Source organism: [Clostridium] symbiosum (assembly GCA_036419695.1).
Taxonomy (GTDB): Bacteria; Bacillota; Clostridia; order Lachnospirales; family Lachnospiraceae; genus Otoolea; species Otoolea symbiosa_A.
Genome location: CP143946.1, coordinates 3,507,004 through 3,519,453, shown reverse-complemented (window position 1 = coordinate 3,519,453; position 12,450 = coordinate 3,507,004). Strand labels below are relative to the sequence as shown.

The following is a 12,450-nucleotide window of genomic DNA, read 5'->3' as shown; positions in this document are numbered from 1 at the left end:
ATGAAATTGATGATGATAAAACCGGCAATTTACAAATATGAAAAAGCCAGTGACTTTGCTGAGGAATTTGCCCTGGGAAAGGGTGATCTGGTCATTACCAACGAATACATTTATGAACCGTATTTTGGAGGACTGAATCTTGGCTGCGACGTCCTGTTCCAGGAAACGTACGGGGCGGGGGAGCCGTCGGATGACATGGCGGAGGCTATGTACCGCGATATGAATGGAAGCTACAGAAGAATCATTGCAATCGGCGGCGGCACGGTTATTGATATTTCAAAGCTGTTTGCCCTGAAGAATGTATCACCGGTAGAAGACTTGTACGATGGCAGGCTGGAGATTGTGAAGGATAAGGAACTTGTCCTGGTGCCGACTACCTGCGGGACGGGAAGCGAAGTTACTAATATTGCAATCCTGGCTCTGAATGAAAAGGGGACGAAGAAGGGTCTGGCAGTGGATGAGATGTACGCGGACAGCGCGGTTCTGATTCCGGAACTTTTAGAAGGCCTTCCATTCAAATTCTTTGCCGCCAGTTCCATCGATGCGCTGATCCACGCGGTTGAATCCAGCCTGTCCCCAAAGGGAAATGAGATGACCCGGCTGTTTGGCTATAAGGCAATTGAAATGATCTTGAACGGTTACAAAATAATTGCAGACAAGGGAGAAGAGGCCAGAATCCCGCTGTTGAGCGATTTCCTGACAGCCAGCAATTATGCTGGCATCGCTTTCGGGAATGCAGGCTGCGCCGCTGTCCATGCCCTGAGCTATCCTCTCGGCGCCAAATATCACGTGGCCCACGGCGAGTCCAATTATGCCATGTTTACCGGAGTCATGAAACAATACATGGAAATCAAGAGCGACGGGGAGATTGACAGACTGAATCGGTATATTGCCGCGATTCTGGGATGTGGGACCGCTGAGGTTTATGATAAGCTGGAAGAACTTTTAAATCACCTGCTCCAGAAAAAGGCGCTGCGCGAATATGGCGTAACAGTGGAAGAGCTGGAGGAGTTCACTGTCTCAGTTCTTGAAAACCAGGGCAGGCTCCTGGCCAATAATTTTGTGCCTCTCGATAAAAAACAGATTTTCAAAATATATAGTCAATTATATTAATAGATTTACCGGGACTGCATTTACCGGGAAAAGAGGAGATTATTTATGAAATTTTTTATAGACACAGCAAAGGTGGAAGATATCAGAAAAGCAAATGATATGGGAATTATCTGCGGTGTAACTACGAATCCATCCCTGATTGCCAAAGAAGGCAGGGATTTTAACGAGGTGATCCGGGAAATTACCGGCATCGTGGACGGACCCATAAGCGGAGAGGTTAAAGCGACGTCAACGTCTGCCGGGGACATGATCCGGGAGGGACGTGAGATAGCAGCCATCCATAAAAATATGGTAGTCAAAATTCCGATGACCGCGGAGGGGCTGAAGGCGGTAAAGGTTCTGGCCGCAGAGGGTATCAGGACGAATGTGACACTCGTATTTACGGCAAATCAGGCGCTCCTGGCCGCCAGGGCAGGAGCCGCCTATGTATCACCGTTCCTTGGAAGGCTGGATGATATATCAGTGTGCGGAATCGATTTAATCCGTACGATTGCAGACATATTCGCACGTTACGAGGATATTGATACCGAGATTATTGCCGCCAGTGTCAGGAATCCACTTCATGTGACCGACTGTGCACTGGCCGGAGCCGATATTGCCACAGTTCCGTACAGTGTACTGGAGCAGATGACGAAACATCCTCTGACAGATGCCGGAATTGAAAAGTTTCAGGCTGATTACAGGGCTGTTTTTGGAGATTCTCTTTAATGCATCCCGGATACCGTAGCCGGAATCTGAAAAATAGAACAGTATGATCTTTAACGTACGCCCGTGGAGGACTTTCCCAGTTCCAGACGGGCGTGTTTTGATGTTTTTTCAGGATTGTGAAGGTGCATTTCTTCCTGTATAATAGAAGACAGGATCTGAATGGTTGAGCATTGGCAAAAGAGGTGGGACGTGAAAAAAACAGACACATCGGAGATGTTTTCAAGTGTGGAGGAGGCCAATGAATGGCTGGACGCTATTATCGAGCATTCCTTTGACGGTATCTACATAACAGACGGCAATGCAAATACAATAAAAGCAAACAGAGCGTATGAGACGATCACAGGCCTTAAGAAATCCGAGGTGATCGGCTGCAATATGGAGGAGCTGGTGCAGAAAGGGATTGTATCAGCCAGCGGCTCCCTGATCGCCATCAGGGAAAAGCGCCCCGTCACAATTCGCCAGGAATTTAAAACGGGTAAGAAGGCGCTGATTACAAGTTCCCCGATTTACAATGAAAAAGATGAAATTGTCATGGTGGTCACCAATGTCCGGGATCTGACCGAGCTGTACAGTCTGCGGGAAGAGGTGGAGAAGACAAAGCAGGAAGGACTGCGCCTGAAAAGGGAGCTGAGCCACGTCTATGAGCGGTTCAGCGTGGGCGATCAGATTGTTGCGGTGGACCGGAATTCTCTTCAGGCTTTTGTCCTGGCCGACAAGGTGGCTCCCCTGGACACGACGGTGATGCTTCTTGGGGAAACGGGAGTCGGGAAGGAAGTATTTGCAAAATATATCTATTCTGGCAGCGGGAGGAAGGAACAGAGCTTTATCAAGGTCAACTGCGGGGCAATCCCGGAAAACCTGATTGAGAGCGAACTGTTCGGATATGAAAAAGGCGCTTTTACCGGGGCGGAGCGGAATGGAAAGATAGGCCTTTTTGAGGCAGCCAATCATGGGACCATTTTCCTTGACGAGATAGGGGAGCTTCCAATGAAGATGCAGGTAAAACTACTGCGTGTCCTGCAGGAGAAGGAGACAACCAGGATTGGAAGTTCGAAGCCGGTGAAGGTAAACGTCCGGGTGATTGCGGCGACGAACCGGAACCTGGAGGAGATGGTGGAAAAAAAGATGTTCCGCGAGGATTTATACTACCGGCTGATGGTCTTTCCGATTACGATACCTCCGCTGCGTGAGCGCCGCGAGGATATTGTCCCATTGTCCACCCGCTTTCTGGAGGAGTTGAACGGAAAATATGGATTTAACAGGAGGTTCACCCGGGAGGCCTGCCGGCTCATGATCGAATATCACTGGCCCGGCAATATCAGGGAGCTCAGGAATATCGTTGAGAGGGCGGTAATTATAAGCGCCGGGGATGAGATTACTCCGGAGTGCCTGCCTATTTTCCCCCATGGACATCCGGTGCGGGAAGATGCAAGACAGAAGCCGGTTATGATTGGGCCGGTGGAAGATTTGAAAACGGCGATGGAAGAGCTGGAGCTTGAATACATCAATCATGCATATGAGAAATACGGCAACGTCAGGGACGCCGCCCGAAGCCTGGGGATGACGGCTTCCACGTTTGTCCGAAAAAGAAAGAAATATATGACAGGAGGATGAGAAATGGAACAATATCTGGGAAAAGAGATTCCAAAACTGGGGTTTGGCCTTATGAGGCTCCCGAAAAATGGAGACGCAATCGATGTGGAACAGACGAAAGAGATGGTTGATCTGTTTTTAGAGGCCGGATTTAATTATTTTGATACTTCCTGGGGCTATATCGGCTCCGAGGATGCGGCCAGAGAGGCTCTGGTAAAACGCCATCCGCGCGACAGCTATCTGCTGGCGACGAAATGTCCCGCCTGGGCGGCAAAATCCGAGGAGAAGGCAAAAAAGATGTTCTCCATGTCGCTGGAACGGACCGGAGCCGGATATTTTGATTTTTATCTGCTTCATAATCTGGGAGAGGGCCGGAGCCATTTTTTTGATGACTATGGAATCTGGGATTTCCTGGCGGAAAAGAAGGCGGAGGGCCTGATCCGGCATCTCGGTTTTTCGTTCCACGACAAGGCGGAGAAACTGGATCAGATTCTGACTGCGCATCCCGAGATGGAATTTGTACAGCTTCAGATTAATTATGCGGATTGGGAAGATCCGTATGTGGAGTCGGGCAAATGCTATGAGATAGCCAGAAAGCATGGAAAACCTGTTATTATTATGGAACCGGTAAAAGGCGGAACGCTGGCAGCCCTCCCGGAGGAGGCCGAGGCCATTTTAAAGGAGGCGGATCCCGAATCGTCACCTTCCTCTTGGGCCATCCGTTATGCCGCCTCCCTTGACGGCGTGATTACCGTCCTCTCGGGAATGTCGGACACGGCGCAGATGAAGGATAATATTTCTTTTATGAAAGATTTCAGACCGCTTACGGAAAAAGACTATGAAACCATTGCCCAGGTAAAAAAAGTTCTCGGTTCCAGCCATACGGTTCCCTGTACGGCCTGCGGTTACTGTATGGAGGGATGTCCGAAATCCATAGCCATCTACGGCACATTCCAGGCGGTCAATATTTATAACAGGTATCAGGATCTGAAGGGAGCCAGAGGCAAATACGTCTGGAACACCAACGGCCACGGATGGGCAAAGGCATCCGAATGTATCGGCTGCGGAGCCTGCGAGGAAGTATGTCCACAGCATATTTCCATCCGGGCTGAATTGTCGAAAGCGGCTGAGATCCTGGAGGAGTAGGGAAACAGGAGTACGAAAGAACAGGTTACGGGGAGATAATAGTATGGAAGAGACTGAAAACAGAGAAATCGATACGGATCCGGTGACGGGGGAGGAGCTTTACACGGTGAGGCCGGAATTTGTCATACCGAAGGAAGAACTCTGCCGCAAGTGCGGACAGCGGAGAATTGACAGGAGTAAAAGCCGTAACTCAATCCTCTGCCGTCAGTGCAGGGAAGAACAGATCCGGTATCCGTTTCCAAAGCTGATGATACCGATCGTGCTTGTGGCTCTTGCCGTGATTGCACTGGCTATGGCCCGGACGCCCAAAGTTATAAAATACTACAAGATTTACAGCCAGGCGGAACGCCAGGCCGCGGAGGGGGAAATTTATCCGGTTCTTCAGAATCTTATGGAGGTGATGGAGGCCTATCCAGGTTCGGTTCCGGTTGCCGAAGAAATGATTGATCTGGCCATGGAGTACGGCTACTACGATGCGGCGGCCTATTTTCTGAATGAATATCTGGTGGGGAAAGAGGTCAGCGACAATACGTATTCGAAAATCATGGGATATACGTACAAGCTGGAGCGTTTTTATAATACTTCGGATCAAATGGAGGTAATCGCAACGGAAGTCCTTTCTGAAAATCCGGACGCCCCTCCCTATGACGTGCTTAAAGAACGTTTATTTGAACTTTTAGAGGAAGACGACTATGATAAGACGCTGCTCTATTACTATCTGGCCAGTTTCACGGAGGATCAGAAGGAGGCCAGGGGATACCTGGAAGAGAGCGTCAAGGCAGACAGCCGTTTTAATGAGCCTCTCATTCTTCTGGGAACCAATATGAGAAGGAGCGGCGATTTTAGTGGCGCAAAGGAATGTTATGAGAAAGTTTATTCCAGGGATCACCACGATGCCGGTGCACTCCGTGCCCTGGGGATTCTCTGCCTGCTGGAGGGAGAGAAGGAGAGAGGGCTTGAACTGGTGAACCAGGCCTACGAGGAGAACCCGGAGCTGGCGTATGTGAAAGAAACACTGATCATCGCCTGCCTGGAAAATGGAGATAATTCCAAAGCGGAAGAGTATCAAGCTCAATTCGAGAATGAGGGGACGGAGTTTGACGAGGACTTCGACGACTATCTGAGCGGCAGAGTCAGTCTCCATGATTACTATGTAGATGCAGGGGAGGGAGAGCTATGATCATTATTCCAGGATTTTTGATTTCAATGCTGACATTTCCGGGCGTGATGGTCCATGAATTTGCGCATCAGCTATTTTGCCGCCTGTTCGGAGTGCCTGTCTATGATGTCGTCTATTTTCAGTTGAAAAACCCGAGCGGCTATGTGGCCCACGAACCCGCGGAGAATCCTCTGGCATCGTTCATGATTTCAGTAGGACCGTTCATCGTCAATACGATTGTGGGAATGCTGGTAGTCTTTCCGGCGGCGATTGAACTGTTTCAGTTTAAGGTATATCACAATCCGCTGGCGCTGTTCCTCGGCTGGCTGGGAATTTCCATTCTGATGCACTCTTTCCCAAGTACGGGAGATGCCAAGGTGATGGTGCACAACATATTAAAGAATCCGGATGTAAATCCGGCGGTCAAAATCATAACTGCACCCGTGATTGGTCTGATTTATCTGGGCGCGATAGGCTCCATGATGTGGCTGGATTTGATTTATGCTGTTTTTATGGCCATGGTCTTACCGAATCTGATAGTCTGGTAAATGAAAAAAAGCTTGACTTTGAGTTAACTCCAAGGTGTATGCTTTTAAAGGCAAAGGAAACGGACGACCAAAGGAGGTTTAAAATGGTATATAAAGATTTTCAGGGTTTGAAATTATCGGCTCTTGGATTTGGGGCGATGCGTCTGCCTGTCGCCGGGGATACGCCGGATTCACCGATTGATGAAGTGCGGACGGCGGAGATGGTGGACTATGCTGTCCGGCATGGCGTGAATTATTTTGATACCGCGTATGGCTACCATGACGGAAAGTCTGAGATTGTCATGGGTAAGGTGCTGAGCGCTTATCCCAGAGACAGTTATTATCTGGCTACAAAATTTCCAGGATATGATTTATCGAATATGGGAAAAGCCGAGGCGATATTTGAGGAGCAGCTTAAAAAATGCGGTGTGGATTATTTTGATTTTTATCTGTTCCACAATGTATATGAGAAAAATATCGACCCATACCTGGATCCCCAATACGGCATTATGGAATATCTGATGAAACAGAAGGAAAACGGGCGTATCCGGCATCTTGGTTTTTCCGCGCACGGCCGTTATGATACAATGAAACGTTTTCTGGATGCCTATGGTGACAGGATGGAATTCTGCCAGATCCAGCTTAATTATCTGGACTGGAAACTGCAGGATGCCGGGGCAAAGGCAGAGCTTCTGAATCAACATAACATTCCCATCTGGGTGATGGAGCCTCTGCGCGGCGGCAAACTGGCAGAGCTTTCTGAGGAGAATGAGGCAAAGCTGAAGGCTCTCCGGCCGGAAGAAGAGATACCTGCCTGGGCATTCCGGTTTCTTCAGACGGTACCGGGAGTAACGGTGACGCTCTCCGGCATGTCTACGATGGAGCAGCTTGAAAAAAATATTGAGACATATACCCAGGATAAACCGCTGAGCGAAGGGGAGATGGAGGCACTTTTTGAAATTGCCGGCAGTATGCTGGATATTCTTCCGTGTACCGCCTGCCGCTATTGTGTAACACACTGCCCGAAGGGGCTGGATATTCCGGTATTGTTATCCCTGTATAACGAAGCACGCTATGTAAACGGACTAATCACCCACATGGCCGTGGATGCCCTGCAGGAAGACAAACGGCCCGATGCATGTATCGGCTGTCGGAGCTGTGAGGCCGTCTGTCCGCAGCAGCTTGGAATAGCAGGGGCAATGAAAGATTTTGTAGTGAAATTAAACCAGCCTGCCGGATTGTAACTGTCAATAAATGAAACGCCACAAATATGCTTCGTATGAAGAGGAAGAAAAAGAGCGGATTGACGGGGAATCGGGTACCGCTTATACTTAAGGCAAACAGGCAGAACAGCTTTTACGGCAGCTCACAGGAAATGAGCGGACGGTGGATGGAGGGGATGGCAGATGATAGAAAAGTTTAAGAAAATGTTATTTTCAGAGAATGGAATGAGAATTGTAAACGTGCTGTTTTTTCTGTCTCTGTGCTTAAGAAGCAGGATTGTTGTCATATGTACATTCAGCATCTGGACGGCCTTTTTGCTGTATTCGAGAAAGAGGACGGAGTCGGGAATGATGAAAATATTTTATTTATTATTAATCATCCTGGCACTTGCCGTTGTAGCGGCAAATCTTTATTCTTTCATTCATTGAGTTCCTGAGTCTGTATCCAATATCGTGAAGAGCGGGATGGAAAATTCAACAAAAAAGCAGGGAATGTGAGAATCCTGCTTTTTTTGTTGAGTAGCAATAAATTTTTAATTGTAATAATGTACCAGTTGAAACACAATTATTAATCACAGTGAAACCGTTCTTCATACACCTTTCTTAAACCTTCCCTGAAATCAGGATGAGCCACCTCAATCAGGGCCAGGGCCCTCTGCCTCAGGGTTTTTCCCTTCAGCTTCGCAACCCCGTATTCCGTCACCACATAGTCGATATCATTTCTGGAAGTAGTGACGGCGGCGCCTTCGTCGAGCAGGGGAACAATCTTGGAGATTTTTCCTTTTGCTGCGGTGGAGGGGAAGGCGAGGATAGAACGGCCGTTTGCCGCCATGGCCGCGCCTCGTACAAAGTCGACCTGTCCGCCGACACCGCTGATCTGGGTGAGTCCAACGGACTCGGATGCGGCCTGGCCCATGAGATCGACCTGGACACAGGAGTTGATGGAAACGATATTATCTTCCTTCATGATTTCCACTGGATTATTGACGTAGTCGACCGGCAGCATGATGACATCGGGATTTTTGTCTACAAAATCGTAGAGCTTTTTGGTGCCCATCAGAAAGCTGGCCACATATTTGCCGGGATTCGTCTTTTTCAGGCGGTTTGTAATGACTCCCGCTTCGGCCAGTTCCACAACCCCGTCGGAAAACATCTCCGAGTGGATGCCCAAATCTTTTTTATCCCCCAGAAAACGGAGTACGGCGTCGGGAATGGCTCCGATTCCAAGCTGCAATGTGTCTCCATCCTGGATAAGCCCTGCACAGTTGGCGCCAATAGCAAGCTCCACATCTCCGATGACAGGGGGAGCCAGTGTGAGGAGAGGGGCGTCATGCTCGACAATGGCGGTAACTTCCGACAGATTGATTGTTGCGCCAAAGGTTGCAGGCATCTGCGGGTTTACCTGGACAATCAGGGCTTTTGCCGATTTTGCAGCCTGAAGCGTGTAATCGACGGAGACTCCCAGGCTCAAATTACCGTTCTCATCGGGAGGGGCGGCCTGAATCAGGGCGGCATCCACCGGAAGGCTGCCGTTTCTGAACAGACGCGGTATTTCAGAGAAAAAACAGGGGGTGAAATCGCCCCGTCCTTCCGCCACCGCTTTTCTGGTGGAGCCTCCGACAAACAGGGAATTGTGGCGGAAATGTTTTTCCATTCCGGGAGCGCAGTATCCGGCTCTTCCCATGGCTACCATGTGGACAATCTCCACATTTTCATACTGCCCGGCTTTTTTAACTAAAACATCTAAAAGATAGGACGGTTCTCCGCAGGCGTGTCCGACAACGACGCGATCTCCGGAGCAAATCAGGTTAAGTGCCTGATCCGCGTCCATTTTTTTACTCTGGTAAAGCTCTTCAAAAGACATAATCGGTAATTCCTCCTGTCTGATATTGTGCCGGATATTGGCTCAGAATCAATCCTGGCTGATTCCGGCGATCTCTTTAGCCAGCTTTTTCTTCATTCCGAGATTGCCCTGGCGCGCAATCATGATTCTCTGTGCCTGAGGGGAACCGGCTCCGTGCATGGATTCGGTACGGTAGCCGACCGCGGCCGAGCCGAGGGTCAGGTTTTCGATGAGGCGCATGATCCGCATTCTGTCTTCCGTCGGCACATCGTTCACACCGCGGAAATATTTGTCTATGTATTTTCCAAGTTTCGGGTCTCTTAAATCCTTCTCGGACGGGGCCGTAACCATCAGGCCGCCGGCAATATCCTCGGCCAGTCTTGCGATCTCATACGGAAATCTCGTAACGTTCTGTTTGCACACGTTGGCAAGGAGAAGATCGATGAGGTAGTTGCCCGATTTTGTCGGTGTGCCCTCGGCTGAACATGCGATGCCGCAGCAGTAGAGCGTTTCGTTTAAGTGCGTCATCTCGATCAGTTTATCTTTTACATGGGACGCCCTGGCTGCGCCGTTGTAATCGGCTGCGGTTGCGGCGGCCCCGATCAGGACGTCGCCGACGCCTACCTTACATCCGCCGTAGGACTGCCTGTGATAACCGGCAAAACGCTCCACTAATACGCCGGCAAACTCGGCCTCCCCATTGAGGAAAATGCGGTCATTGGGAATAAATACGTCGTCGAAAATGACAAGCGCTTCCATTCCGCCGAACCGGCTGTTGCCGACATCGATCTCGGAGTCCTCCAGTTTTCTTGTATCGCAGGACTGACGGCCTACAATCATGAAAATGCCTTCCGCGTCCGTAGGACATGCGAAGGATACGGCATAATCCCTGTCATCCGGTCCCATGGACTGTGTGGGCATAACAATTACTTCGTGGGAGTTTACAAAGCCGGTCTGGTGAGCCTTGGCGCCCCGCACTACAATGCCGTCGGGCCGTCTTTCCACAACGCGGAGGAAAAGGTCGGGATCCTTCTGGGCGTGCGGAGCCAGGGAGCGGTCACCCTTTGGATCCGTCATGGCTCCGTCCACGGTGAGATCATTTTCCTGTGTATAAAGAAGGAATTTCTTAAAATTTTCAAAATAATCCGTGCCATACTTTTCGTCGATTTCATAGGCGGTGCTGTAGACTGCGTTGAAGGCATCCATACCGACACAGCGCTGGAAACAGGCTGCCGTTTTTTGTCCGCAGAGGCGCTGCATTTTAACTTTTTTAATGAGATCCTGCGCGCTCAGATGAATATTTGTAAAGCGGTTAATCTTTTCCCCCGTCAGATTGGAGATGGCAGTCATTAAATCCTCATATTCCGGCATCTGAGCCAAATCATATGTCATTTTTACCGAGTTCAAAGACGGACGCAGAATCGGATCATCAACCGGATTCTCGATTTTCTCCCCAAACATGTAAACCTGAAGGTTTAATTTCCTCATACTTTCAACGTACTGTTCCCCTGTCATTAAAGCCATAATGATTCATCCTTTCCTGAAAAAAGTTAATAGTGTTTTATCTGACCAGATTAAGAGCAATTACCGTGCCAAAAAAATAATCGGCCACTCGCAAAATTGGAAAAAGCATCAAAGTTCGGATAAGAATCAGCGCCGGGGCAATCTGTATTCTCTGTAGGAGAAAAAAGATTCTTTTAAAGCGGCTGGAAAAATTTTGAAGGGATAAGAAAGTGTTGCGGAAATGCAACATCTGGATGAATGTTGCATTTCTGCAACACCAAATCTGCAACAAAGAGAGTGTATAAAACTTTCACAGAGGGAAAGAGAGGCGAAATGATGCGGATTATGTCTGGCATGGAAATTGCTTATTATACAGTCAGAATTAATGAAGATAAAGACAGGAGGCAGCAAAAAATGGCTGAGAAGATGATTGAACAAATAGAAAAAGTGCTGGAACAGGATATAAGACCCATACTGCTTTCGCATGAAGGAAATGTGCAGATTGTATCTTTCGATGAGGAAACCAGGACGCTCCGTGTCCGCCTGACAGGGCAGTGCTCGGGATGTCCATCGGCGCAGCTCACGACAGAGGAAGTAATTGAGAAAAAGATAAAAGAAAAACTTCCCCTGGTGGAGCAGGTTTTGCTGGTGAACGAGGTGAGCGGTGAACTGCTGGATTTGGCCCGTAAAATACTGAACCATGAATTGGGAGACGGCAGGGGCAAATCCGGCTTGAACCGGTAGGGAGGCATTTATGGTAATCGGAATCAAGTACTGCGGCGGCTGTAATCCGCGGTATCAGAGGGAGGCGCTCGTAAAAAAGCTCAAAGCCCGTTTTCCATCCCATACATACGTGACATTAAAGGAGCAAAAGAAATGCGATATCTGGCTTCTCGTCTGCGGCTGTCCGGCTGCCTGCGTTTCCGACGAGGGACTGATCGCGGTAAAACAGCGCTTCCTGTTGACAAGCATGAAGGAATTTGTAGGTGTAGAAGCTTATCTGGAAAAAGAGGAGCAGGAAGAGAAGGAGCAAAAACAGGAAAAGGACAGGAAGGAAGAGCTCCGGCGAGAAGAAAGCCGACGGAAAGATACCAGACAAGAAAAAAAGCAATATGAGGAAAACGGCATCCGGTACCTTCACTTAGGCGAAAGCGCATCCTTTACAAAGACCTTTTATAAAGAAGACGCAGACAAATTTGCCCTACTGACCGGGGACAGAAACCGCCTCCACACGGACAGGGAATTTGCCGGGAGACAGTGGTTTGCCCGCCCAGTGGTCCATGGCGTTCTGACGGCCAGTCTGATTTCCACGGTGATGGGGATGATACTGCCGGGGCATGGCACGATCCTGATGAGTGAGAATCTGGAATTTATAAATCCCGTCTATTTTGGAGATACCGTCGAGGCCACGGTGACTTTCACTTCCTTCCGGGAAACGAAAAAGTTTTACGTTGGTGAATTTTACGGCGAATGCAAAAACCAGAGGGGGGAGACGGTGGTCACCGGGACGGCAAGACAGATGATGATGAAAACACTATTCTGCGTGGAGAGAGAAGCGGAGGAAAAGCGCAGCGGAGCAGAAACTATATAAGTACGCAACGGATGCCAACTAAAAATAAGAAATGGAAAAGGAGA

12 protein-coding genes are annotated in these 12,450 nt (G+C 49.1%); 10 read left to right on the top strand and 2 right to left on the bottom strand.

Features of this window, described 5'->3' with window-relative positions; genetic code table 11:
- From V3C10_16010 to V3C10_15975, 8 genes are all read left to right on the top strand, one after another.
- Positions 1-1,113, top strand: coding sequence for a 4-hydroxybutyrate dehydrogenase (locus V3C10_16010; GenBank protein WVP60808.1), 1,113 nt, complete (start codon positions 1-3; stop codon positions 1,111-1,113).
- Positions 1,114-1,158: 45 nt separating this feature from the next.
- A complete protein-coding gene (fsa, locus tag V3C10_16005) occupies positions 1,159-1,821 on the top strand; it encodes a fructose-6-phosphate aldolase (protein ID WVP60807.1) in 663 nt (220 codons plus the stop codon).
- A gap of 189 nt (positions 1,822-2,010) precedes the next feature.
- Positions 2,011-3,435 (top strand): sigma 54-interacting transcriptional regulator, encoded by a 1,425-nt coding sequence (locus V3C10_16000; GenBank protein ID WVP60806.1) that lies wholly within the window; start codon positions 2,011-2,013, stop codon positions 3,433-3,435.
- A 3-nt stretch (positions 3,436-3,438) separates the two neighbouring features.
- The gene (locus V3C10_15995) at positions 3,439-4,560 is read left to right on the top strand and encodes an aldo/keto reductase (protein WVP60805.1); all 1,122 of its coding nucleotides are present in this window, start codon (positions 3,439-3,441) and stop codon (positions 4,558-4,560) included.
- A gap of 43 nt (positions 4,561-4,603) precedes the next feature.
- A complete protein-coding gene (locus tag V3C10_15990) occupies positions 4,604-5,740 on the top strand; it encodes a hypothetical protein (protein ID WVP60804.1) in 1,137 nt (378 codons plus the stop codon).
- Positions 5,737-6,267, top strand: a complete 531-nt coding sequence (locus V3C10_15985; GenBank protein WVP60803.1) for a metalloprotease family protein — start codon at positions 5,737-5,739, stop codon at positions 6,265-6,267. Before V3C10_15990 ends, V3C10_15985 begins: the two co-directional genes overlap by 4 nt.
- Before the next feature lie 83 nt (positions 6,268-6,350).
- Positions 6,351-7,490, top strand: a complete 1,140-nt coding sequence (locus V3C10_15980; GenBank protein ID WVP60802.1) for an aldo/keto reductase — start codon at positions 6,351-6,353, stop codon at positions 7,488-7,490.
- Positions 7,491-7,652: 162 nt separating this feature from the next.
- Positions 7,653-7,898 (top strand): hypothetical protein, encoded by a 246-nt coding sequence (locus V3C10_15975; protein WVP60801.1) that lies wholly within the window; start codon positions 7,653-7,655, stop codon positions 7,896-7,898.
- Positions 7,899-8,037: 139 nt separating this feature from the next.
- Here the strand turns inward: V3C10_15975 and V3C10_15970 are convergent, their stop codons facing one another.
- On the bottom strand, positions 8,038-9,333 hold the full coding sequence (locus tag V3C10_15970) for an acetyl-CoA hydrolase/transferase C-terminal domain-containing protein (GenBank protein ID WVP60800.1): 1,296 nt from the start codon (positions 9,331-9,333) through the stop codon (positions 8,038-8,040).
- A 48-nt stretch (positions 9,334-9,381) separates the two neighbouring features.
- The gene (locus V3C10_15965; protein ID WVP60799.1) at positions 9,382-10,836 is read right to left on the bottom strand and encodes a 4-hydroxyphenylacetate 3-hydroxylase family protein; all 1,455 of its coding nucleotides are present in this window, start codon (positions 10,834-10,836) and stop codon (positions 9,382-9,384) included.
- 393 nt (positions 10,837-11,229) lie between these two features.
- On the opposite strand from V3C10_15965, the gene V3C10_15960 reads away from it, so the two are divergent.
- Both V3C10_15960 and V3C10_15955 read left to right on the top strand, forming a co-directional pair.
- A complete protein-coding gene (locus V3C10_15960) occupies positions 11,230-11,559 on the top strand; it encodes a NifU family protein (GenBank protein ID WVP60798.1) in 330 nt (109 codons plus the stop codon).
- A gap of 10 nt (positions 11,560-11,569) precedes the next feature.
- Positions 11,570-12,406 carry a MaoC family dehydratase gene (locus V3C10_15955; protein ID WVP60797.1) on the top strand — a complete coding sequence of 279 codons (837 nt, stop codon included), beginning with the start codon at positions 11,570-11,572 and terminating at the stop codon, positions 12,404-12,406.
- Positions 12,407-12,450: the final 44 nt, after the last annotated feature.